At 74.0% G+C, this 22,690-nt stretch carries 16 protein-coding genes and 2 pseudogenes; 6 read left to right on the forward strand and 12 right to left on the reverse strand.

The window, feature by feature from the left end:
* Window positions 1-24: 24 nt before the first annotated feature.
* A complete protein-coding gene (gene otsB / locus ACQPZK_RS25300) occupies window positions 25-2,586 on the forward strand; it encodes a trehalose-phosphatase (RefSeq protein WP_433539309.1) in 2,562 nt (853 codons plus the stop codon).
* A 320-nt stretch (window positions 2,587-2,906) separates the two neighbouring features.
* On the opposite strand, the gene cobA is transcribed toward otsB, so the two are convergent.
* From cobA to cobC, 3 genes are read right to left on the reverse strand one after another with little or no spacing between them, the layout of a single operon-like run.
* Window positions 2,907-4,163 carry a uroporphyrinogen-III C-methyltransferase gene (cobA, locus tag ACQPZK_RS25305; RefSeq protein ID WP_433535347.1) on the reverse strand — a complete coding sequence of 419 codons (1,257 nt, stop codon included), beginning with the start codon at window positions 4,161-4,163 and terminating at the stop codon, window positions 2,907-2,909.
* A 31-nt stretch (window positions 4,164-4,194) separates the two neighbouring features.
* Entirely contained in the window at window positions 4,195-5,286 is a 1,092-nt protein-coding gene (gene cobT / locus ACQPZK_RS25310; protein WP_433539310.1) for a nicotinate-nucleotide--dimethylbenzimidazole phosphoribosyltransferase, read from the reverse strand.
* Entirely contained in the window at window positions 5,286-6,368 is a 1,083-nt protein-coding gene (cobC, locus tag ACQPZK_RS25315; protein ID WP_433539311.1) for an Rv2231c family pyridoxal phosphate-dependent protein CobC, read from the reverse strand. Before cobC ends, cobT begins: the two co-directional genes overlap by 1 nt.
* 122 nt (window positions 6,369-6,490) lie before the next feature.
* Here cobC and ACQPZK_RS25320 point away from each other — a divergent pair, with 122 nt between their 5' ends.
* Window positions 6,491-8,623, forward strand: coding sequence for a transglycosylase domain-containing protein (locus ACQPZK_RS25320; RefSeq protein ID WP_433535348.1), 2,133 nt, complete (start codon window positions 6,491-6,493; stop codon window positions 8,621-8,623).
* A gap of 64 nt (window positions 8,624-8,687) precedes the next feature.
* Here the strand turns inward: ACQPZK_RS25320 and ACQPZK_RS25325 are convergent, their stop codons facing one another.
* Together ACQPZK_RS25325 and ACQPZK_RS25330 are read right to left on the reverse strand one after the other, a co-directional pair.
* Window positions 8,688-9,257 carry a GNAT family N-acetyltransferase gene (locus tag ACQPZK_RS25325; protein ID WP_433535349.1) on the reverse strand — a complete coding sequence of 190 codons (570 nt, stop codon included), beginning with the start codon at window positions 9,255-9,257 and terminating at the stop codon, window positions 8,688-8,690.
* Window positions 9,254-10,651, reverse strand: a complete 1,398-nt coding sequence (locus ACQPZK_RS25330; protein WP_433535350.1) for a cobyrinate a,c-diamide synthase — start codon at window positions 10,649-10,651, stop codon at window positions 9,254-9,256. The genes ACQPZK_RS25325 and ACQPZK_RS25330 overlap by 4 nt, the downstream gene beginning before the upstream one ends.
* Before the next feature lie 173 nt (window positions 10,652-10,824).
* Between ACQPZK_RS25330 and ACQPZK_RS25335 the strand changes: the two genes are divergently transcribed.
* The gene (locus ACQPZK_RS25335; protein WP_433535351.1) at window positions 10,825-11,646 is read left to right on the forward strand and encodes an SURF1 family cytochrome oxidase biogenesis protein; all 822 of its coding nucleotides are present in this window, start codon (window positions 10,825-10,827) and stop codon (window positions 11,644-11,646) included.
* A 55-nt stretch (window positions 11,647-11,701) separates the two neighbouring features.
* Here the strand turns inward: ACQPZK_RS25335 and ACQPZK_RS25340 are convergent, their stop codons facing one another.
* The 4 genes and pseudogenes from ACQPZK_RS25340 to ACQPZK_RS25355 form a co-directional block, all read right to left on the reverse strand.
* Window positions 11,702-13,294, reverse strand: coding sequence for an ATP-dependent DNA ligase (locus ACQPZK_RS25340; protein WP_433535352.1), 1,593 nt, complete (start codon window positions 13,292-13,294; stop codon window positions 11,702-11,704).
* 110 nt (window positions 13,295-13,404) lie between these two features.
* On the reverse strand, window positions 13,405-13,611 hold the full coding sequence (locus ACQPZK_RS25345; protein WP_278148708.1) for a hypothetical protein: 207 nt from the start codon (window positions 13,609-13,611) through the stop codon (window positions 13,405-13,407).
* A 71-nt stretch (window positions 13,612-13,682) separates the two neighbouring features.
* Entirely contained in the window at window positions 13,683-15,026 is a 1,344-nt protein-coding gene (locus ACQPZK_RS25350) for a dipeptidase (protein WP_433539312.1), read from the reverse strand.
* Window positions 15,019-15,932, reverse strand: a pseudogene (locus tag ACQPZK_RS25355) (uridine kinase family protein); the annotation flags it as partial. The pseudogene ACQPZK_RS25355 and the gene ACQPZK_RS25350, both read right to left, overlap by 8 nt.
* 196 nt (window positions 15,933-16,128) lie before the next feature.
* On the opposite strand from ACQPZK_RS25355, the gene ACQPZK_RS25360 reads away from it, so the two are divergent.
* Window positions 16,129-16,530, forward strand: coding sequence for a rhodanese-like domain-containing protein (locus tag ACQPZK_RS25360; RefSeq protein WP_355052319.1), 402 nt, complete (start codon window positions 16,129-16,131; stop codon window positions 16,528-16,530).
* Between the two features lie 377 nt (window positions 16,531-16,907).
* Here the strand turns inward: ACQPZK_RS25360 and ACQPZK_RS25365 are convergent, their stop codons facing one another.
* From ACQPZK_RS25365 to ACQPZK_RS25375, 3 genes and pseudogenes are all read right to left on the reverse strand, one after another.
* Complete coding sequence (locus ACQPZK_RS25365; RefSeq protein ID WP_433535353.1) at window positions 16,908-18,449, reverse strand: cobyric acid synthase; 1,542 nt, start codon at window positions 18,447-18,449, stop codon at window positions 16,908-16,910.
* 155 nt (window positions 18,450-18,604) lie between these two features.
* Window positions 18,605-19,603: pseudogene (locus ACQPZK_RS25370) on the reverse strand (cobalamin biosynthesis protein); the annotation flags it as partial.
* A gap of 209 nt (window positions 19,604-19,812) precedes the next feature.
* Window positions 19,813-20,532 (reverse strand): single-stranded DNA-binding protein, encoded by a 720-nt coding sequence (locus ACQPZK_RS25375; RefSeq protein WP_433535354.1) that lies wholly within the window; start codon window positions 20,530-20,532, stop codon window positions 19,813-19,815.
* Between the two features lie 305 nt (window positions 20,533-20,837).
* Between ACQPZK_RS25375 and ACQPZK_RS25380 the strand changes: the two genes are divergently transcribed.
* Complete coding sequence (locus ACQPZK_RS25380; protein WP_433535355.1) at window positions 20,838-21,257, forward strand: HPF/RaiA family ribosome-associated protein; 420 nt, start codon at window positions 20,838-20,840, stop codon at window positions 21,255-21,257.
* A gap of 370 nt (window positions 21,258-21,627) precedes the next feature.
* Complete coding sequence (locus ACQPZK_RS25385) at window positions 21,628-22,680, forward strand: alpha/beta hydrolase (RefSeq protein WP_433535356.1); 1,053 nt, start codon at window positions 21,628-21,630, stop codon at window positions 22,678-22,680.
* Window positions 22,681-22,690 lie beyond the last annotated feature (10 nt).

Consider the following 22,690-nt stretch of genomic DNA (forward strand, 5'->3'; position numbering starts at 1 on the left):
GGAACGACGATCGCCACCGGGGTGATGGACCCCGAACTGCGATCCGCCATCGGCCGGATCGCCCGGGTTCCGCAGCTCCTGATCGCCTGCGACTACGACGGCACGCTCGCGCCGATCGTCGAGGATCCCAGCACCGCCGTACCGCTGCCCGAGTCGGTGGCCGCGATCCGCGCGCTCGCCGCCCTGCCGCAGACGAGCGTGGCCGTGGTCTCCGGCCGGGCTCTGCGCGACCTGGCCGCGCTCTCCCGGCTGCCCAGCGAGGTACACCTCGTCGGCAGCCACGGCTCCGAGTTCGACATCGGCTTCGTCGAGCGACTCTCCCCCGAGCTGGTCGCGGTCCGCACCCAGGTGCGCAACGCGCTGCGCGAGATCGCCGCCGAGCACCCGGGCATCCGGCTCGAACGCAAGCCGGCCAGCGTCGCGGTGCACACCCGGGGCGTCGACCCGCAGGTCGCCGCCGCCGCCATCGAGGCCGTCCGCAACGGCCCGGCCAGCTTCGACGGCGTCACCGTGACGCAGGGCAAGGAGGTCATCGAGCTCTCCGTGGTGGCCACCCACAAGGGCACGGCCGTCGACCAGCTCCGGACCCAGCTCTCGGCCAGCGCGGTGCTCTTCATCGGCGACGACGTCACCGACGAGAACGCCTTCGGCAACCTGCACGGGCCCGACCTCGGCATCAAGATCGGTCCGGGCGAGACCAAGGCCAGCTTCCGGGTGGCCGAGCCCATCGAGGCCGCCCGCGCGCTCGGACTGCTGCTGGAGACCCGCCGGCACTGGCTGTTCGGCGAGCGGGCGGTGCCCATCGAGCGGCACTCCATGCTGGCCAACGGCCGTACCGTCGCCCTGCTCACCCCCGAGGCGAAGGTGAGCTGGCTCTGCCACCCCAAGCCGGACTCGGCGGCGATCTTCGCCGACCTGGTCGGCGGCAGCCCGGCCGGTCACTTCAGCATCGCCCCGGAGCGTGGCGGCATCCCGCTGGGCCAGCGCTACCGCTCCGGCACCATGACCGTCGAGACCCGGTGGTCCGGGCTCACCGTCACCGACTGGCTGGACAAGCCGGCCCGCGAGACGACGCCGGACGGCCCCGCCGTGGTCACCGGCGACTCGACCCTGGTCCGGGTCCTCAGCGGCAACGGCCGGGTCCGGGTGGAGTTCGCTCCGCGCCCCGAGTTCGGCCAGGTGGCCGTGCAGTTGCAGCCCGTCGGCGACGGCCTGCTGGTGCTCGGCTCGAACGAACCGGTCGCCCTCTACTCCCCCGGGGTGGAGTGGCAGGTCAACAACGACGGTGGGTACGAAACCGCCAAGGCGGTCGTCGACCTCTCCGCCGCGGGTGGGCAGGTCGTGCTGGAGCTGCGCTTCGGCACGCACAGCCTGGAGCACCACCGGGTGCCCATCCACGAGCGGCAGGCCGCCGCCGAGCAGCCGTGGAAGGACTGGGTGGCCTCACTGCGGCTGCCGTCCACCTCCCGTGACCTGGTCGCGCGCAGCGCCCTCACCCTGCGCGGGCTCTGCCACGAGACGACCGGCTCGATCCTCGCCGCCGCCACCACCTCCCTACCGGAGGAGCTGGGCGGCGTCCGCAACTGGGACTACCGCTACTGCTGGCTGCGCGACGCCGCGCTGACCGCCCGCGCGCTCGTCGACCTCGGCTCCATCGACGAGGCCGAGGCGTTCCTGCGCTGGGTGGACGGCTGCATCGAGCGCACCGGCGGCCACCCGGAGCGGCTGCACCCGCTCTACACCATCGACGGGTACGAGCTGGGTGCCGAGGCGGTCATCGACACGCTGCCCGGGTACGCGGGCTCCCGGCCCGTCCGGGTCGGCAACCTCGCCAACCACCAGCTCCAGCTCGACGTGTTCGGCCCCATCGCCGACCTGATCGCGGCCGTCGCCGACGCGCGCGGCTCGGTCCGCGACGACGAGTGGCGGGTCCTGGAGAACATGGTCGAGGCGGTCCGCCGCCGCTGGCACGAGCCCGACCACGGCATCTGGGAGGCGCGGCTGCCCCCACGGCACCACGTGTTCTCCAAGGTGATGTGCTGGATGACCGTCGACCGGGCGCTGCACGTGATGCGTCAGCACGGCGGCGAGGACCGGCCCGAGTGGACGGACCTGCGCGACCGGATCGGCGCCAACGTGCTGGAGCACGGCTGGCACGGCGACGTCGAGGCGTACAGCGTCGCGTACGGGGACGAGGACATGGACGCCTCGTCGCTCTGGATCGGGCTCTCCGGCCTGCTCCCGGGTGACGACCCGCGCTTCCTGTCCACGGTCCTGAAGATCGAGGCGGACCTGCGCAGCGGCCCGGTCGTCTACCGGTACCACTGGGACGACGGCCTGCCCGGGCGCGAGGGCGGCTTCCACATCTGCACGGCGTGGCTGATCGAGGCGTACCTGCGCACCGGCCGCCGCACCGACGCCGAGGAACTGTTCGCGCAGATGGTGCTGACCGCCGGCCCGACCGGGCTGCTCCCCGAGCAGTACGACCCGCTCGCCGAGCGCGGCCTGGGCAACCACCCGCAGGCGTACAGCCACCTCGGGCTGATCCGCTGCGCCCTGCTGCTGGACAACATGCTCAAGCAGTAACCGACAGCACGAACGACGGGCCGGGGCGCTGCGCGCTCCGGCCCGTCGTCAATTCGGCAGATGCCGGCAACCCGCCCGTCGCCACCCCTCGCTCTCGCCCTCTGCGCGTCCTTTGCTCTGCTTCACTCCGCGAAACACAAACGCCTTCCCGGTGTTGCGTGGGTTGAAGCAGAGCAAAGGACGCGTAGGGACCAGCCGGTCCCCGCCGCAGGCACCGCCGCAGCCGCCGGAGCCGCGTCGCGCCGCGCAGCGCAGCGCAGCGCAGCGCCCGCAGCATCCGCGTCCGCATCGCCCACGGAGCGCGTGGACCGTGCCACCGGTCAGACGTCGAGCGCGCCCACCACGTCGCCAACCACCACGACGGCTGGTGGACGGAGGTCGGCCGCCGATGCGTCGGCGGCGACCGCGTCCAGTGTCGAGCGCAGCACCCGTTGGGCGCCCGTCGTGGCCTCCTGGACGACGGCGGCCGGCGTTCCCGGCGGTCGGCCGTGCGCGATGAGCGTCTCGGTGATGGCGGCGAGGTTCTTGAGGCCCATCAGGATCACCAGGGTGCCCCGCAGGCCCGCCAGGGCGTCCCAGCGCACCAGCGACGCCGGTGAGTCGGGCGCCACGTGCCCGGAGACCACGGTGAACTCGTGCGCCACCCCCCGGTGGGTGACCGGGATGCCGGCCGCGGCGGGCGCGGCGATCGAGCTGGTGACCCCGGGGACCACGGTCACCGGCACGCCGGCCTCGGCGCAGGCCAGCAGTTCCTCGCCGCCCCGACCGAAGACGTACGGGTCGCCGCCCTTGAGCCGCACCACGACCTTGCCCGCCAACGCGCGGTCGACCAGGATCTGGTTGATCTCCTCCTGGGCCCGCGACGGGCCGTAGGGGATCTTCGAGGCGTCCACCAGCTCGACGTCGGGGCGCAGCTCGTCCAGGAGCAGGCCGGGCACCAACCGATCGGCGACCACCACGTCCGCCTCGGTGAGCAGCCGCCAACCCTTCACGGTGATCAGCTCCGGGTCCCCCGGACCGGACCCGACGAGAGCCACCCGCCCGCCCGTCGTACCGGCCGCGCCTGTCGTGTCGGTTGCGGCGTCGGCCCGGCTCCGCGGCGGGGCACTCTCGTCGAACGCCGGGCGCGCGGCGAGCAGGTCACGGATGGCGTCGCGGACGCTCATCGCCCGCCGAGGGTCACCACCACCGAGCACCGCCACGGTGACCGGCCCCTGCCGGGTCACCGCCGGAGTCCAGGCGGTGGCGGCCGCCCGGTCGTCGGCGCGTACGCAGAAGATCCGCCGCTCGTCCGCGACGGCGCTGACCGCGGCCGCCGCGATCGGGTCGTCGATCGCCACCTGGACCAGCCAGGCTCCGTCCAGGTCCTCGGGCACGAAGCGGCGCGGCGCCCAGCGCAGCCGGCCCGCGTCGACCCGGGCCTGCAATGCCGGGGTCAGCTCGGGTGCCACCAGCAGGACGTCCGCGCCGGCGTCCAGCAGCGCCGGCACGCGCCGGGTGGCGACCGCGCCGCCACCCACCACGACCACGCGCCGGCCGTCGAGCAGCAGACCAAGGGGGTACGGGTTGGCGCTCATCCGGCACCACCAGAGCGCTCGTTGGACACGGTCACTTCTCCGCCACGCCGGCCGAGTCGAACGTGGCCACCTCGTGCAGCACCCGGACCGCGCCGGTGACCACGGGCAGCGCCAGCAGGGCGCCGGTGCCCTCGCCGAGGCGCAGTCCCAGGTCGACGAGCGGGTCGAGACCGAGGTGCCGCAACGCCACCGTCGCGCCGGGCTCGGCCGAACGGTGTCCGGCCACCATGGCGGCGACCGCGTCCGGCGCGAACGCGGCCGCGGCGAGCGCGGCGGACACCGCGATCACCCCGTCCAGCAGGACCGGCGTTCGACGGGCGGCGGCGCCCAGGATCAGCCCGGCCAGCGCGGCGTGCTCCAGGCCACCGACGGCGGCGAGGACACCCAGCGGGTCGGCCGGGTCGGGTGTGTGCCGGGCCAGCGCGGCCCGCACCACGGCCACCTTGTGGGCGTACGTCTCGTCGTCCACACCGGTGCCCCGACCGGTGCAGTCGAGCGGGTCGACGCCGGTGAACGCGGCGATCAGCGCGGCGGCCGGGGTGGTGTTGCCGATGCCCATGTCCCCGGTGAGCAGGATGCCGGCACCGGCATCGATCAGCTCGTCGGCGACCCGGATGCCGGTCAGAACCGCCGCCAGCGCCTCGTGCCGGGTGAGCGCGGCGGTCACCGACAGGTCCCGGGTCCCCCGCCGCACGGACGCCTCGATCAGGCGCGGCGTATCCAGGTCCGACGCGGGCGCGGCTGAGCCGGCGGGCTCGGGGGCGGGCAGTGGGTGGGCCACGCCGACGTCGACCACGGTCACCGACGCGCCGGCCTGCCGGGCGAACGCGTTGACGACCGCGCCGCCGGCCAGGAAGTTGCCGATCATCTGCGCGGTGACCTCCTGCGGCCACGGGGTGACTCCCTGGGCGTGCACCCCGTGGTCGCCCGCGAAGATCGCCACGGCGGCGGGCTCGGGCAGCGGCGGCGGGCAGACCCCGGCCAGCCCGGCGAGGCGTACCGACAGGTCCTCCAGCAGGCCCAGCGAGCCCGCCGGCTTGGTCAGCCGGCCGTGCAGCTCGCGGGCGGCGGCCATCGCCGCCTCGTCCGGGGGCCGGATCGCCGACGTCGTGGTCTCCAACATCATGCCTCCATGATCTCGCGCAGCACCGCGATGAACGCGTCGGTGGTGTCTCGGTCGCGTACCGCCACCCGCAGCCAGTCCGGGCCGAGCCCCGGGAAGGTGTCGCCCCGGCGCACGGCCCAGCCCCGGTCGCGCAGGGCGGCCCGTACCCGGGTCGCGTCGGGCAGGCGCAGCAGGACGAACGCGCTGGCGGGGCGGCCTGCGACGCGTACCCCCGGCAGGTCGGACACGCGGGCGACCAGGTGGTCGCGGTCGGCGGCGAGTTCGGCGGCGATCGCGCGTTCGGCCTGGACCGCGACGGGCGTGGCGCAGGCCGCGGCGGCGGCCAGCGCGGGCGTGGAGACGGCCCAGAGTGGCTGGACGGCGGCCAGGCGGGACAGCAGGGCCGGGTCGCCGAGCAGGTAGCCGATCCGCAGGCCGGCCAGACCCCAGGTCTTGGTGAGGCTGCGCAGGACGAGCAGCCCGGGCAGGTCGCGCCGCTCGGCGAGCGAATCCGGTTCGCCGGTGTCCGCGTCGCCCGTGGTGTCGGCGAACGCCTCGTCGACCACCAGGACCCGGCCGGGACGGGCGAGCGCGGCGATGGTTCGCGCGGGGTGCAGCACCGAGGTGGGGTTCGTCGGATTGCCGATCATGACCAGGTCCGCGTCGGCGGGTACCGCGGACTCGTCGAGGCGGAAGCCGTCGGCCGGGTCCAGCAGGACCCGCTCGACCGTGTGCCCGGCGGCTCGCAGCGCCGCCTCCGGCTCGGTGAACTGCGGGTGCACCACCACGGGCCGGCGCACACCGCGCAGCGCCTGGGCGATGAGCACGAAACCCTCGGCGGCCCCGGCGGTGAGCAGTACCTCGTCCGGGTGACGCCGGTGCCGGGCGGCGACGGCGGCGCGCGCCGGGGCCGGGTCCGGATAACGGGCCAGGTCGGTGAGGGTGGCGGCGATCGGATCGGCCAGCCAGGCCGGGAGCGGCGCCCGGCGGACGTTGACGGCGAGGTCGACCAACCCGGCGCTGGCCTCGGCGTCGCCGTGGTGCGCCAGGTCGGGCTCGGCGTCGACGAACGGCGACACCCCGCACGGCTGATCACGCATGTCCGCGATCCTGCCGGGAAGGTGGCCGGCGGGACAGTCGATGTCGACGTAAGCCATGTCACCACCTCGCGGGTTTATGAGTTCTTCTCATGCATGAATCGGAAATGTCATAACTTGGCCACGTGAGCAACCGACCCCTTGCTGCCGCTGGTCGACTCGTTCCTCTCCTGCGCGCCGGGCTCATCGCCGGCATCGTGATCGCCGCCGCCGCCTACCCGCTGGTCGCCCTCACCGGGCTCGGCGCGAAGGCCACCGCCCACGCCACGGAGCAGAAGACCCGGCTGCTGACCAGAGCCCTGCCCGCCGAGACCTCCTACCTGTACGCCCCGGACGGCAAGACCGTGCTGACCATGTTCTACGAGGAGTACCGGCAGTACACGAAGCTGTCGGACATGTCGCCGAACATCCAGCAGGCGATCGTGGCCGCCGAGGACTCCCGCTTCTACCAGCACCACGGCGTCGACCCGAAGGGCGTGGCCCGCGCCTTCGTGGCCAACGCCCACTCCAGCGGGGTGTCCCAGGGCGCGTCGACGCTGACGATGCAGTACGTCCGGATGGCCCTGCGGGACAGCGCCAGCTCCCCGAAGGAGGTCCAGGAGGCCACCCAGCAGACCAGCCTGCGCAAGGTCAAGGAGATGCGCATGGCGCTGGACCTGGAGAAGGAGATGAGCAAGGAAGACATCATGGAGCGCTACCTGAACTCGGCGTACTTCGGTCACCGGGCGTACGGCATCTACGCGGCCAGCGAGATCTTCTTCTCCAAGACCCCGAAGGACCTCACCCCGGTCGAGGCGGCCACCCTCGCCGGACTCGTGAAGTCCCCCTCCGAGTACGACCCGGCCGACTCCGACCAGAAGGAGGCCACCGGGCGGCGCAACTACGTGCTGGACCGGATGAGCCAGCTCGGTTACATGTCGCCCGACTCGGCCGCCGCCGCCAAGGCCGAACCGATCCGGCTGAAGCTCACCACACCACCGAGCGACTGCGCCTCGATCATCGAGAAGTACCAGAGCTGGGGCTTCGCCTGCGACTACGTGAAGAACTGGTGGAGCGCGCAACCGGCGTTCGGCAGCAACCGCCTCGAACGGATGGACAAGCTACGCCGGGGCGGCTACCGGATCGTCCTCAGCCTCGACCCCAAGGTCCAGGAGGCGGCCGAGAAGAACGTCGGCGCGAAGGAGGGCACCGGCAGCCCGTTCGCCAACGGCATCGTGGTCTCCGAGCCGGGCACCGGGCGGGTCAAGGCGATGGCGGTGAACCGGAACTACTCCCTGGACCTGGCCGAGAACCCACAGAGCTCCAACCCCGAGGCCGGGCCGAAGGTGAAGGCCAACTACCCGAACACGGTGGCGCCGCTGCTCGGCGGCGGGGATCTGCCCGGCTACCAGGCCGGATCGACGTTCAAAATGTTCCCGATGCTGGCCGCGCTGGACTCCGGAATGACGCTCTCCACCTCGTTCAACGCCCCGTACCGCTACAAGTCGTCCGTCTACGACGGCTGGGCGCCGTCGAACGCCAGCGGCGCGATGACCGGCCAGCAGACCATGTGGTCCGGCTTCGGCAAGTCCGTCAACACGTACTTCGTGTGGCTGGAGGAGAAGGTCGGCGCGGAGCGGGCGGTCCGGCTCGCCGAACAGCTCGGCCTGCGCTGGCGCACCGACGTCGACCGGGAGCAGGCGTCCCCGGGCAAGGCCAACAAGTGGGGCGCGTTCACGCTCGGCGTCTCCGACGCCACCCCGCTGGAGATGGCGAACGCGTACGCGGCCATCGCCGCCGACGGCCGCTACTGCGAGGCGATACCCGTCCAGGCGATCATGAACCGGGACGGCACACCGGCCACGTTCGCCACGCCCGGCGGCATCCAGCGCGAGGTGGCGAAGCCACGCTGCCGTCAGGTGGTCAGCGCCGACGCCGCCCGCGCGGCCACCGACGCCGCCCGCTGCCCCACCGGCGACACCCCGGCCCGCGGAGGCTGCGGCGGCTGGTCGACGGCGGACAGCGTCCGGGGTACGGTCGGCCGCCCGGTCGCCGGCAAGACGGGTACCACCGACAGCACCCGGTCCGCCTGGTTCGTCGGGTACACGCCGGAACTGGCCGCGGCGAGCTTCATCTCCGACCCGGACAATCCATTCAACGCGGTCGGCGACGGGCAGTCCCAGATCCCGATCGCGGCGGTGGCACAGACCCTGCGGGACGGCCTCAAGGGCACACCGACCCGCCAGTTCACACCACCCTCGGACGCCATCGTCGGCTGACGGCGGGGTCAGCGCAGGTCCGCCTGGCGGCGGAGGTCAGCGCCGGTCCGCCTGACGGCGGAGGTCAGCGCAGGTCCGCCGCCACGAACGACCAGAGTTCGAGGTCGACCCGGCCACCGCCGACGAAGCCGGCGTTGCGCAGCAGGCCCTCGTAGGTGAAACCGGCCTTCTCGGCGACCCGACGGGACGCCAGGTTGCCGGGAGCGACCCGCAGCTCGACCCGTTGGAAACCGTGCTCCAGGATCAACGCGATGGCCACCGCGTCCACCGCCTCGGCGGCCAGGCCGAAGCCTCGGGCGTGGGCGGCCATCGCGTAGGAGACCTCGGTGAGGCGGGCGCCCCAGTCGGTACGCCGGGTCCAGAGGGAGCCGACCACCTCGTGGTCCTCCCGGCGGACCACCGCGTAGTGGTCGCCCTCGCCGCTGTCCCGTCGCTGCCGGGCCAGGTCGGTGCACCAGGCGTGCCCGTCGATCGGGCCGGAGTCGTCAGGCAGCGGCAGCCAACGCCGGGTCAGCTTGTCGGCGAAGATCTCGCCGGCCGCCGCCGCGTCGGCCGCGGTGAGCCGGCGCACCTCCGTACGCGGGGTGGAGACGGTCAACGCCGGAAACCGGCGGACCGCCACCTGACCGATCACGCCGGCACCACCGGCGGTGACACCGCCTCGGCTGCTGGCTCGCCCACCGCCGCCGCCACCACCCGGGCCGCGGTCGCCGGATGACCGGCCCAGTGCAGGGTGAGCTGCGAGGCGTGCACGTTGCGCCAGACGAACCCCTCCGGCGTACCGCCGTCCCAACTCCACGCGGGCCGCTGACCGGCGCGCGGGGTGAGCACCGCCCGGTGCTCCTTGTGCCCGACGACCACCGTGCCACTCGCGGCGACCACGCTGTCGGTCGCGGCGGTCGCCTCCCGGTAGCCCACCACGAGGCCATCGCGGCTCGCGCCCACCGCGTCCAGCACACCGCACATCGGCAGCCCGTCCAGCTCCCGGGCCAACCAGAGCAGGCCGGCGCCCTCGGCGACCACCGGCCGGCCGGTACGCGCCAACTCGGCCACCGCGATGCAGAGCCGACGGTTGGCCGACAGCTGCTCGGCGTACGCCTCGGGCAGCGCGCCCCCGACGATCAGCGCGCGGGTGCCGACGGGCAGCGCCTCGTCGCGCAGCGGATCGACCGTGACCACCTCGGCGCCGGCCGCCGACAGCAGCTCCGCGGTCTCCGGGTGGCTGAAGCTGCCACCCGGACCGCCCGCCACCGCGACCAGCGGACGCTGCGCCGGCACGACCAGCTCACCGACCGCGTCCCCCGGCGACCAGGCCACCGCCGGCAGGGGCGGCGCGGAACGGGCCAGCCCGAGCAGGCGTTCCAGGTCGACCGTGGCGGCGACGGCCTCACCCAGGCGACGTACCGCACGCATGGCGTCGGCCGAGGAGTCGACGACCGGTGCGACCCCGTGTCGGCGGGACGGCAGCACGGCCGGCAGGTCCTGGCGGCGCAGCGCCCCGTAGACGGGCACACCCACGTCGTCCAGCGCCTCGCGCAGCATCCCCTCGTGCCGCGACGACGCCACCCGGTTGAGGATCACCCCGCCCAGCCACAACTGCTCGTCGTACGAGCGGAAACCGTGCACCAGCGCGGCCACCGACTGACCCATCGCGGCCACGTCGACCACCAGCACCACCGGGCTGCGCAGCGCTGCCGCGGCGGCGGCGGTCGACTCCCGCTCGGGGCGGCCGCCCACCGAGTCGTACAGGCCCATGCTGCCCTGCACGACGGCGAGCCCGGCACCGGCGGCGCCGTGCGCGACCAGCGGGGCGAGCCGGTCGACGCCCACCAGCCGGGGGTCGATCACCCGGCCCGGTCGGCCGGCGGCGAGACCGAGGTAGGCGGCGTCGACGTGGTCCGGGCCGAGTTTGAACCCGGCGACGTCGACACCCCGCTCGGCCAGGGCGGCGAGCAGCCCGATCGCCAGCGCGTTCTTTCCGTGCCCGGAGGACGGCGCGCTGAGCACCAGGCGCGGCACGACGGTCATCATCGACTCCTCGCGGGCGGCGGCGGGTACGCGACGGACAACCGAGGGGGTCGATCCGTCGGCGTGACGATACCCGTCCGATCCGACGGGCGAGCACCGCCAACCGGGGGTCGGCGGACCGTCCCGGCCCGGTCGCGGTGAGTGGCCCCGGTCATACGGGTAGCCTCGGTGCCGTGTACCGGTTCCTGCTGAGCCCACGCTGGTTGGGCGCCCTCGCGCTGACGCTGGTCGCCGCCGCCGTCATGGTGTGGCTCGGCAACTGGCAGTTGGACCGCTACCGAGGCCGGACCGAGATCAACGAGCGGATCGACGCGGGCGAGCGGATGGCCCCGGCGCCCCTGGCCGACGCGTTCCGTCCGCCGACCGGTGGTCCCGGCACCGCCGGTCCGGCCCCCGCGAAGGACCGGGTGTGGACCCGCGTCACCGCCACCGGCCGGTACGACACGTCGAACACCGTCCTGGTCCGTGGCCGGACGGTCGACAGCCGGGTCGGCTTCGAGGTCCTCACCCCGCTCGTGCTCGCCGACGGCACCGCGCTGCTGGTGGACCGGGGCTGGATCCCGCCCGCGCCGGGCGGCGCGACCGCCCAGCCGTCGGTGCCCACCCCGCCCGGCGGCGACGTCACCGTCAACGGCCGGGTACACGAGACCGAGAGCGGCGCCGGCGCCGTGGACCGCCGCGACGGGCGGCTGGAGACGCGCCGGATCGCCGTACCGCGGCTGGCCCACGAGCTGCCCTACCCGGTCTACGGCGGCTACCTGCTGCTGGACGAGCAGACCCCGGCCGCCGATCCGGCCTTCAAGGCCGTGCCGGTCGGGCACACCAACAACTGGCAGAACTTCGGCTACGTCGTGCAGTGGTGGCTCTTCGCCGCCATGGCGATCTTCGGCTACGGCTGGGTGGCCCGCCGCGAGGCACATCGGGCCGCCGGCCTCGGTGGCACGTCAGCCCCGCGGGACCGGGCGGCCGAGCCGGAGCCCAGCGCGTCCGCCTGACCCCCGCCCTGCGGGCCGGGACCGGCGCGAACCGTGAAGCTGGCCTCGACCGGTGTCAGCCGGTGGCCCGGCCCGCGTGGATGGCGCGGACGGCGTCGATGGTGTCGGCTTCGGCCGCGGACTTGTCCTCCCGGTAGCGCACCACGCGGGCGAACCGCAGCGCCATCCCACCCGGATAGCGGGTGCTCGTCTGCACCCCGTCGAACGCGATCTCCACGACCTGCTCCGGGCGCACCCGGACCACCCAGTCCCCGCGCTCGACGGCGAGGCCGAGGAACCGCTCGGTCTGCCACCGCAACAGCTCGTCGGTGAGCCCCTTGAACGTCTTGCCGAGCATCACGAAGTCGCCGGTGCGCGGGTCACGGGCCCCGAGGTGCAGGTTGGAGAGCCAGCCCTTGCGCCGGCCGCTGCCCCACTCGACGGCGAGCACCACCAGGTCGAGAGTGTGTCGGGGTTTGACCTTGACCCAGGCGGCGCCACGACGGCCGGCGTCGTAGGGGGCGTCGGGCGCCTTGACCACGACGCCCTCCTGGCCCGCGTCGAGGGCGGCGGCGAACGCCGCGCCGGCCTGCTCCGGACCGTCGACCTCCATGCGTCCGACCAGCAGCGACGCGTCCACCGCGCCGGCGAGCGCGGCCCACCGCTCGCGGCCGGGCAGGTCGATCAGATCCTCGCCGTCGAGGTGCAGCAGATCGAAGAAGTACGGGGTGAGCACCGTCGTGCCGGTGCTGGCGGCGGCCGCGAGCACGGCCGGGGCGACCGGAGTACGGCCGGTGCTGCTCGGTGTCGTGCGCCGGGCGGCCCGGCTGGAGGTCTGCTGGAACGGCAGTGGGCGGCCCGTCTCGTCCAGACCGATCGCCTCACCGTCGAGCACCAGCTCGCGGCCGGGCAGGGCGCGCACCGCCGCGACGACCTCGGGCACCCGGCTGGTGATGTCGTCGAGGCTCCGGGTGAACACGGCGATGTCGGCGCCGGAGCGGTGCACCTGGATGCGGATGCCGTCGAGTTTCACGTCGACCACGGCGGGCGTGCCGGTCGCGGCCAGCGCCTCGTCGACCGAGGGGGCGCTCTGGGCGAGCATCGGCGCGAGCGGCCGGCCGACCCGTAGGCCGAACCCGGCCAGTGCGGCCTCGCCTCCGGCCAGCGCCGCCACCGCCACGGCGCGCAGGTCACCGGCGAGCAGCAGGGCACGACGGACGGTGGCGACCGGCACCTCGGCGGCCCGGGCCACGGCGTCGGCGAGCAGCCCGGCCTGCGCGCCCTGTCGCAGCTCACCGCCGAACAGGCCGGTCAGCAGCCGTTGCTCGTCGACGGTGGCCGCCGCGTAGAGGGCGCCGAGCAGAGCGCGACGGCGGGCCTGCGACCCCGAGCCGTGCACGGCGGCGATCTGCTCGATGGCCGCGTCGACGGCGGCCACGGTCAGCGTCGGCTCGACGGCCGGCGCGGGCAGGTCACGCAGGCTCGCGTAACCCACGCCGGTCTGACGTTGCCGCAGCTCACCGGCGAGGTAGCCGGCGCCGGGCTCCACCTCGGCCGGATCGAGCCGGCGCAGCGCGTCGGCGAGCAGCTCCACCTTGGCCCGTCGCCCGCTGGTGGCGCCCACGGCGGCGGAGGTGGCCGCCAGATCGATGAACCGCACGAGGCTCATCCTGCCAGTCACCTCCGACACCGCCCGGGCATTGCCGTACCCGGGCGGTGTCGGCGCGGTGCCGCGGCCCCGCAGGCCCTGGTGTGCAGGGCACTGCGGGGTGGCGGGAATCAGGCGGAGACGGGCTCCTCGATGCGCAACCCTCGGGCCCGGACCTCACCGGCCACCCGGGAGAGCACCGAGTCGAGGGCGACCAGGGCGGCGGAGAGCTCACCGAGCTGCTCGTTGAGCGTCTCCTCGGACCACGCGGAGACGTCGACGTCCCCCAGTGCGCTGACGGCGGCCCCCAACCGGGCCATCACCTCGTTCGTACTCATGTTCGAAAGCCTATAACAATCCCATCGGCGACACGCCGTAAACGCGCAGATCAGACGCAAACTTGCCGTTATTACTCCGCTGCCGCGGCCACCTTGCCCAGCAGCAGCGCCTCGGCGAGGCAGACCTTGGCGAACTCGCCCAGGTGCAGGCTCTCGTTCGGGCCGTGCGCGCGGGCGTGCGGGTCCTCCACGCCGGTCACCAGGATCGCCGCCTGCGGGAACATCTCCTGGAACGTGGCGATGAACGGGATCGAGCCGCCGACGCCGATGTCCACCGGGTCGGTGCCGTCCCAGGCGGTCCGGAAGGCCGAGCGGGCGGCGTCGAACATCGGCCCGGACGCGTCGATGACGCACGGGTCGCCGTCGTGCTCGAAGGTGACCGTCACCTGCGCGCCCCACGGCGCGTGCTTCTCCAGGTGGGCGCGCACCGCCGCGTACGCCCGCTTGGGGTCGTCGCCCGGGGCCAGGCGGACGCTGAGCTTCGCCTTCGCGGCCGGCACCAGGGCGTTCGGGGCCTCACCGGTGGCCGGCGCGTCGATGCCGAGCACCGCCAGCGCCGGCTTGGTCCAGAGCCGGTCGGTGAGCCGGCCGGTGCCGATGAACTGCACGCCCTCGGCCAGCCCGGCCTCGGCGCGTACCCGGTCCTCCGGGTAGTCGACGACCGCGCCCACCCGACCCACCAGCCCGTCCACCGCCACGTCACCGGCGTCGTCGTGCAGGGTCGCCAGCAGCCGGACCAGGGCGGTCAGCGCGTCCGGGACGGCACCGCCGAACATGCCGCTGTGCACGGCGTGATCCAGCGTGCGCACCTCGACGAAGCAGTTCACGATGCCGCGCAGCGAGGTGGTCAGCGCCGGTACGCCGATGTCCCAGTTGCCGGAGTCGGCGATCACGATCACGTCCGAGGCGATCTCGTCGCGGTGCTCGGCGAGCAGCCGCTCCAACGAGTCGGAGCCGAACTCCTCCTCGCCCTCGATGAACAGCACCACACCGACCGGCAGCGCGTCCCCGTACGCCCGCAGGGCCGCGACGTGCGCCATGATCCCGGCCTTGTCGTCGGCCGCGCCCCGGCCGTACAGGCGGCCGTCGCGCTCCACCGGCTCGAACGGGTCGGACTCCCACAGCGACCGGTCGCCGACCGGCTGCACGTCGTGGTGGGCGTAGAGCAGCACGGTGGGCGCGCCGGGCGGGGCCGCGCGACGGCCGATCACGGCGGGCTGTCCGCCGGAACGCACGATGTCGACGTCCAGGCCGCAGCCCCGCAGCAACTCGGCGACCGCCTCGGCGGAACGCTCGACGTGCGAGTGGTCGAAGCCGTCGAAGGCGATACCGGGGATGCGGACGAGGCGTTCGAGGTCGGCCCGTACGCCGGGCATCTCCCGCTCGACGGCGGCCCGCACCTCGGACTCGGACATGATCGGTGAGGTCATGACCGGCATCGTATGCCGGCCTTACCCAGGCCTGCCGGCGGAGCCCGTACCCGTGGTGGGGACCCGCACGAAGTAACGCGACGCGTCGAGCGGCAGGGTCGGCGCGCCGTCGACCACCAGGTCGGCGTGCGCGGCGGTGTCGTCGGCGGCGAAGTGCGCCCGCTCGCCGGCATGCCAGCGGCGCAGCTCCGGCAGGATCTCGGGCCCGTCCCGCTCGACCGCGCGGGCCAGCCGCAGCGGCGCGGGCGCGGTCACGAAGACGGCGAGCGTCAGCTCCGGCCGGACGACGGCACGGGCGGCGCTGACCCCCTCCACGATCAGCACCGGCGTCACCGGCACCGGCACCGGGCTGGGCAGAAAGGACCGCCGCACCCAGCTGTAGCGCCGGTACGCGCCCGGCTCGCCCTGGCGCAGCCGGGCCAGCACCTCGCCGTCGAGCCGCGGCCAGAAGGTGAGCTGGTCGTCCCAGCCGTCGAGCAGGTCGTCGGTGTGCACCACCGGGGGCCGCCCGCCGGGCATCGCCGCCAGGGCGTCCGCGAGGTGCGCCGCGAACCGGCTCTTGCCCGCGCCGCTCGGCCCGTCGACGGCGACCAGCCGGGTCCGCCCCAACCGCGCCGGGCCCGCGAGCACCCGGCGCGCCACCTCGGCGTACGCCTCGACGACCGCCACGGGTGCGACCTGCGCGGCGGGATACTCCGTCGGCGCGGCGGCGTACTCCGTCGACCCGCCGGCGTCGTTCCGGTGCCGACGGGTGCCGGAGTCACGCAGCGGCGGACCCTTGCGTCCGAGCGGTCCCCTGGCGGCGAGTCCGTACACGACCGCAGTATGCCCCCATCCCACACCGTCTCCGGCCGGATGATCGACTCGGTTTTCAGGATGTCGGGGTGTCACGCCGGCCAGGACGCCCCGACATCACGGAAACCGAGTCGATCACGCCGATCCCGGCCGTGTGACACGTCTGGCTGAGCCCGCCGGGGCGGCCATTCTCACGTCCGGGGGAATTGGGGTGGCGAGGGGTGACGGGCGGCCCGTTCGCCGCGCGAGCCGGTAACCGAGTCGGCATGATCGGGTGGTGCTCCGAGACGTGATGAGCCCCGGCATCGACGCCCTGCTCGAACAGGCCCGCGCCGGGCTGCACCGACTGACTCCACAGCAGACCGTCGAGGCGGTCCGCGGTGGCGCTCTGCTTGTCGACACCCGTACCGACACGCAGCGCCGCGAACAGGGCGACCTCCCCGGGGCGGTCGTCATCGACCGCACGGTGCTGGAGTGGCGGCTCGACCCGGCCAGCGCCTGGCGCATCCCGGAGGCCACCGCGTACGACCGGGAAATCATCGTGGTGTGCCGCCAGGGCTACAGCTCCAGCCTGGCCGCCGCCAGCCTCCAGACCCTCGGGCTGCGCCGGGCCACCGACATGATCGGCGGCGTCGACGCGTGGCTGGCCGCGGGGCTGCCCACCACCGACCGCCCCGCCGACATCCGCCTCTGACAGCGGGTCTGCGCCGCCTCGGCCACGCCGGCCGATCGGGATCGTGCCGCAACCGCAGGTCCGCGCGGCACGTACGCCCCTCCGCACATCGCACCGCCACCACCGGTCCGCGCGCCACGTCTGTCTCTGCTGAAGATCGCGCTGCAACATGGATGTAGTGGCATCCCGGGACACCGACACCACTACTTCACCGATCGAGCACGATCTTGCGGGCGTGCACGCCCGGACGACCCAGCAACCCGGGCGGCCCCACGACCCGGGCGGCCCCACGACCCGGGCGGCCCGACCACCCGGGCGGCCCCACGACCCGGGCGGCCCCACGACCCGGGCGGCCCGGCACCCGGCACCCGGCACGACCGGGCGCGCCCGCATCCACCTCAGGCGGGCGGGGCGCCGGGTGGGATGAAGGGGAGGTCCGCGGGCGTGCCGGTCTCGATGAGACGCCAGAGGGCGTCGGTGTCGAGGTGCTCCTCGACGAGGTCGCCGAGCAGGTCGAGTGAGCGTTCCCGGGCGGCGGCGAAGCTGGTGGCCGGAGCGACCTGGAAGCCGGTACGCCCGGCCAGCCGCGCCGCCTCGGTGAGGAACCAACGGCGAAAACCGTCGGACTCGAACGCCCCGTGCCAGTGCGTGCCGTGCACCGCGCCGAGTATCGCTCCCTCGCCCGCGCCGTCGGCCCCGGTCAGCAGCGGGGTCAGGTCCGGGTCGGCCTGCGAGACGTACCCGTGGTGGATCTCGTAGCCGCGGACCGTCACGTCGCCGGGGCCGGCGCCCACCGACTGCCGAACGGTCTTGCGGGGATCGAAGGTGATCTCGATGGGTAGCAGGCCGAGCCCGGGCACACTGCCCTGCCGGCTCTCGACCGGGTCGTGGATGGCTCGGCCGAGCATCTGGAAGCCGCCGCAGATGCCGAGCAGCGGCTTGCCGGCCGCCGCGTGGGCGGCGACCGCGTCGGCGAGGCCCGTCTCGCGTAGCCAGGCCAGATCCGCGACGGTCGACTTCGAGCCGGGCAGGACGATCAGGTCGGCGGAGGCCAGTTCGGCCGGCTCGACGGTGAGGCGTACGCGGACTCCCGGCTCGGTGGCGAGCGCCTCCACGTCGGTGGCGTTGCTGATGCGGGGCAGCCGGACGACGGCCACGTCCAGCCATTCGGTGCCGTGTGGGGCGGCGGGACGGCCGAGTACCCGGCCGTAGGCGAGGGAGTCCTCCGCGTCCAGCCACAGGTCGAGTGACCAGGGCAGCACCCCGTACGTGGGACGGCCGGTCACGTGCCGCAGCATGTCCAGCCCTGGCTGGAGCAGGCCGAGGTCTCCCCGGAACTTGTTGATCACGAAGCCGGCGACGAGAGCCTGGTCGGCCGGGTCGAGCAGGGCCACCGTGCCGAACATGGACGCGAAGACGCCGCCCCGGTCGATGTCGCCGACCACGATGGCGGGCAGGTTGGCGTGCCGGGCGAGCCCCATGTTGACGTAGTCCCCAGCCCGCAGGTTGATCTCCGCCGGGCTGCCCGCGCCCTCGCAGATCACCACGTCGTACGCGCTACGCAGCTCGGCCAGCGCCGCGTACGCCGTCTCGGCGAGCCGGGGTCGCAACTGCCGGAAGGTGCCGGCGGTGATCGTGTCGACCGCTTCGCCGAGGAGTACCACCTGACTGGCGAGGTCACTGCCCGGCTTGAGCAGAACCGGGTTGAAGCGCAGGTCCGGTGCGAGCCCGCACGCCGCCGCCTGCATGGCCTGGGCGCGGCCGATCTCCCCACCACGCCCGTCCGGCCCCACCACGACGGCCGAGTTGTTCGACATGTTCTGCGCCTTGAACGGCGCCACCTTCACGCCCCGTCGGTGCAGCCAGCGGCAGATACCGGCGGTGAGCACGCTCTTGCCGGCGTCCGAGGTGGTGCCGGCGACCAGCAGCCCGCCGCTCACCGCCCACTCCCCCGCCCGGCGACGCCGCCGACCCGGCCACGCTCCGACCCGATCGGCGGCAGGCCGCCCGCCCACCAGCCACGCTCCGAACCGACCGGCAGCAGGCCGCCCACCCGCCGGGCACGCTGCAGCGCCTCCCGGTCGGGTGCGGGGCCGCTGCGCCGTCCGGTCACGGCTCGCAGGCCACGCCGCGCGACTGCGTCGGTGAGACGGCCAACGGTCAGCGGGTAGGCGGCGGCCAGCCCGAGGGCCGCCAGGCCGACAGCGCCGGAGATGCGCGCGGCCCGCTTGAGGTGTCGCGCCTCCGGACGGGGGCCGTCGCCCAGGAACGGGCGGATCTCGGAGCGCCCGAAGTACCTGTTGCGGCCACCGAGGCGGACGCCGAGCGCGCCGGCCATCGCCGCCTCGCACTGGCCGGCGTTGGGGCTCGGGTGGTCGTTGCGGTCCCGCCGCCACACCCGCCAGGCGCGCTCCCGGTCGCCGTGGGCCACCGGCGCGACGGCGATGGTGAGAAGCCCGGTGAGCCGGGACGGCACGAGGTTGAGCAGGTCGTCCAGCCGGGCGGACGGGGTACCGAACCGTGCGTAGCGCTCCGATCGGTGCCCGACCATCGCGTCCAGGGTGTTCGCGGCGCGGTAACCCAGCAGCCCGGGCAGGCCGGCGACCGCGCCCCAGAGCAGGGGGGCGACCACCGCGTCCGAGGTGTTCTCCGCGACCGACTCGACGGTGGCGCGGGCCAACTCCGACTCGTCCAGGGTCGACGGGTCCCGGCCGCAGAGGTTGCCGAGGCGGTCCCGGGCGGCGGGCAGGTCGCCGTCGCGCAGCGTCCGACCCATGATCGCGGCCTCACGTCGCAGGGTGCGGCCGCCCAGCACGGTCCAGGTGCCGGCGGCGACGAGGACCGCGCGGCTCACCGGGCGGTGCCGGGTGGCCACCGCCGCGACTGCCCCGAGCGCCACGGGTCCGCCGACCGCCAGTGCCGTGAACACCGCTCCGGCGGTCCGGTCCGGGCGGTGCAGGCGACGCTCCAGAGCGCCGGCCACCTGGCCGAAGCCGGCGACCGGGTGCCACCGGCGGGGGTCGCCGAACAACCGGTCCAGGGCGTAACCGGCCACCAGCCCCACCGCGTTCGCCACCGGTGCTGTCCGTCGCACGCTCACCACCCCCGGCCGGCCAGCCTAGACGAGCACCGCACGAGCCAGCCGCGCCTGCCGTACTCCACCGAACTCTCCTTTGGCCCGCTCTGCTCACGCGGGGTGACGACGCCGACTGCGCCGCCACCCCGCCCCCGTCGTGCCACCGGCGCGCACACCGTGCGGATTGATCTCTCAGGCGGCCACGCTGCCGCCCCGGTGCCGAACGCTCACGCCGGCTGTGGAACCCGACCCCGACCCCGCCGCCCCCGCCCGGACGACGGGACGTCCGGCTGCCCCTCGTCGGGCACCGGCCCCAACTCGTCGTCGGGGTCGTCCTCCGGGTCGGCGTCGTCCGCCGCCGCAGCAGCGGGGGAGAGCCCGTCGTCGTCCAGGGAGATGTCGAGCGGACCGTGGCCCAGCGGGCTGGTACGCGGTGAGGCGTACTCGGGCAGCTCGAAGTCGTCGTCGAGCGGGCCGTCGTCGGGCAACGCCGGCGCCTCCTCGGCGGGTACCGCCTCGGTGGGCTCGCCGTGCACGCGGCTCTCGGTGGCGGCGTCCTCGACGGTGCTGGTGGTCATGGTCGGCCGGTTCCGCAGGAAGCGGGCGCGGCCCCGGGAGAGGTCGTGGCCGACGGCGACGGCCTCCAGCTCGTAGAGGGTGCGGTGGGTGCCGGCCTCGTCGATCCAGTCGCGGGTGTAGAGCCGACCGCAGACCACCACCGGGTCGCCGACCATCACCGACGCGGCCACGCCCTCGGCGAGCTTGCGCCAGCAGTTGACGCGGACACGCAGCGAGTTCCCGTCGACCCAACGGCCGCTGTCGCGGTCGAGTCGACGTGCGGTGGAGGCGACCTTGAAGTTGGCCACCAGGGTGTTGCTCTCCTTCGTCCGGCGCCACTCGGGCGCCGTCAGAATGTTGCCGACGATCGTGACGTACGTGTCGAACATCGTCCCTCCAGGGGATCCGGGGTCTGCCAGCGCGAGTCGACTCGGCATCGAGCCTGCGCGATGTCGACGGCCACCGCCAGCGCCGCCACCCGGACCTGTGGACAACGGGCCACCTGTGGACAACGCCCTGATCAAGCCCCTGTTGTGGTACGGCCGACCCACCCGAGCGGCCAATGGCGGTTCCGGAGCCGACCGAACTGGGTATGGATTTGATCAACGCACCACCGACAGGCTCCACGTCGACGAGAGGTCAGCACCATGACGATCACTACTTTCGGCACCGCGACCGCTTCCGAGGTGCGGCGATGAGCGCCGTGGCGAACCCGGCGACCGTGGGCGAGTGCCTGCGGGTCGGCGCGGGGTTCTCGCAGGGCGACCGCAACTGGATCGCCGAGCAGTTCGCCACCCTCGACGCCCGGCTGGCCGGCTTCCACGCCGACGCCACCGAGCTGGAGGTGTCGGTGAAGGACCGGGAGGCGCGGGGTCAGAAGGTCACCCTGGAGTGCTGGATCGCCGGTCGGCAGAAGATCGTCACCACCTCCACCGAGGAGGACCTGCACGCCGCCCTCAACGACGTCCGCGACGACCTGCGTCGGAAGCTCAACGACGCCAAGACCCGCCAGGAGCCGCGCAACAACAAGCACCTGCGCGACATCCCACAGCCGCAGGGCGAGACCGACCCGATCGACGAGGACCCGGCCCGCGCCGACGCGGAAACGGTCTGACCCACCCGCGCCTGGCCCGGGCGGGGCGCTCGTTCCCGCCCGACGCGCCCGCGCGAGGCCCGACGCCCGACGCGCCCGACGCCCGACGCCCGACGCCCGACGCACCCGCGATCTTGCACTTTCGGATGCCAATATGCGGCCTTACAGAGGTTATGCCGCAACAGAAAGTGCAAGATCGCGGGGCGGGGCGGGGCGGGGCGGGGCGGGGCGGGGCGGGGCGGGGCGGGGCGGGGCGGGGCGGGGCGCGGCAGGGCATGGCGCGGCAGGGCGCGGGGCAGGCACAGGGCGCGGGCCGGGCGCGGGCCGGGCAGGAACGTGCGCGTCGCGCGGGGCTACCGCTGGGTAGGTAGGGCGGCGTAGCGTCGCGGTCGTGGAAGCGGACGTGTTGGGGTCGCCCTACGAGCGGCGGACGATCGACCTGGGCACCGACGACGAGGGCCCGGTCGTCGCGACCCTGGTCCGGCGGCGGGCCGAGCGCCCGACCGGGCGGGCGGTGCTCTACGTGCACGGGTTCGTCGACTACTTCTTCCAGACCCACCTGGCCGACTTCTTCGCCGAGCGTGGTTGGGACTTCTACGCGCTCGACCTGCGCAAATACGGCCGTAGTCTGCTCGCGCACCAGACCCCGAACTTCTGCCGCGACCTCAGCGACTACTTCCCCGAACTGGATGCCGCCGCCGAGATCATCCGCGGTGAGGACGAGCACGACACCCTGCTGGTGATGGGGCACTCCACCGGCGGCCTGATCATCTCGCTCTGGGCGGACGCCCGCCGCGACGCCGGCGTCATCGACGGCCTGGTCCTCAACAGCCCCTTCTTCGACCTCAACGCTCCCTGGGCGGTCCGTCGACCCCTCGCGGCCGCCGTCGCCCGGCTGGGCCGCAGGGCGCCGCACCGCATCCTGCCGTTGGGCCTGGGCACCGTGTACGGCGAGAGCCTGCACGCCGACCACCGCGGCGAGTGGACCTATGACCTGGCCTGGAAGCCGCTGGGCGGGTTCCCGGTGCGGGCCGGCTGGCTGAACGCGATCCGTACCGGCCAGCGTCGGCTGCGCGCCGGCCTGGACATCCCGGTGCCGGTGCTGCTGGCCTGCTCGACCCGCTCCTTCCGGGGCAGCAGGTGGCACGACAACGCCACCCTCGCCGACGCGGTGCTGGACGTCGAGCACATGGTCAAGTACGCGCCCCGCCTCGGCCAGCACGTCACCCTGGCCCGCTTCGACGGCGGGTTGCACGACCTCACGCTCTCCGGCCCCGCCGTACGGGCGAAGGTCTTCGACGAGGTCGGCCGGTGGGCCGAGGCGTTCCTGGCCGCCGGCCCCACCGCCCCGGCCGACGACGACGCCGACACAGATGCGCCCACGCTGCCGCAGAGCCGCCGCCCGTCGACCGACACGGCCGAGGCAACGGCCGTCGGCGACTGATCAGCCCCGG

This window comes from Micromonospora sp. CA-249363, from assembly GCF_050950185.1.
Classification (GTDB): Bacteria; Actinomycetota; Actinomycetes; order Mycobacteriales; family Micromonosporaceae; genus Micromonospora.

Bases quoted from the DNA above. Each gene is read 5' to 3' on its own strand.
- cobA (WP_433535347.1), bottom strand. From the start codon at position 4,163: ATGAGCGCCAACCCGTACCCCCTTGGTCTGCTGCTCGACGGCCGGCGC.
- ACQPZK_RS25340 (WP_433535352.1), bottom strand. From the start codon at position 13,294: ATGAGCCTCGTGCGGTTCATCGATCTGGCGGCCACCTCCGCCGCCGTG.
- ACQPZK_RS25330 (WP_433535350.1), bottom strand. From the start codon at position 10,651: ATGACCGTCGTGCCGCGCCTGGTGCTCAGCGCGCCGTCCTCCGGGCAC.
- cobC (WP_433539311.1), bottom strand. From the start codon at position 6,368: ATGCGTGATCAGCCGTGCGGGGTGTCGCCGTTCGTCGACGCCGAGCCC.
- ACQPZK_RS25380 (WP_433535355.1), top strand. From the start codon at position 20,838: ATGAGCGCCGTGGCGAACCCGGCGACCGTGGGCGAGTGCCTGCGGGTC.
- ACQPZK_RS25375 (WP_433535354.1), bottom strand. From the start codon at position 20,532: ATGTTCGACACGTACGTCACGATCGTCGGCAACATTCTGACGGCGCCC.
- ACQPZK_RS25350 (WP_433539312.1), bottom strand. From the start codon at position 15,026: ATGTCCGAGTCCGAGGTGCGGGCCGCCGTCGAGCGGGAGATGCCCGGC.
- cobT (WP_433539310.1), bottom strand. From the start codon at position 5,286: ATGTTGGAGACCACGACGTCGGCGATCCGGCCCCCGGACGAGGCGGCG.
- ACQPZK_RS25345 (WP_278148708.1), bottom strand. From the start codon at position 13,611: ATGAGTACGAACGAGGTGATGGCCCGGTTGGGGGCCGCCGTCAGCGCA.
- otsB (WP_433539309.1), top strand. From the start codon at position 25: ATGGACCCCGAACTGCGATCCGCCATCGGCCGGATCGCCCGGGTTCCG.
- ACQPZK_RS25360 (WP_355052319.1), top strand. From the start codon at position 16,129: ATGAGCCCCGGCATCGACGCCCTGCTCGAACAGGCCCGCGCCGGGCTG.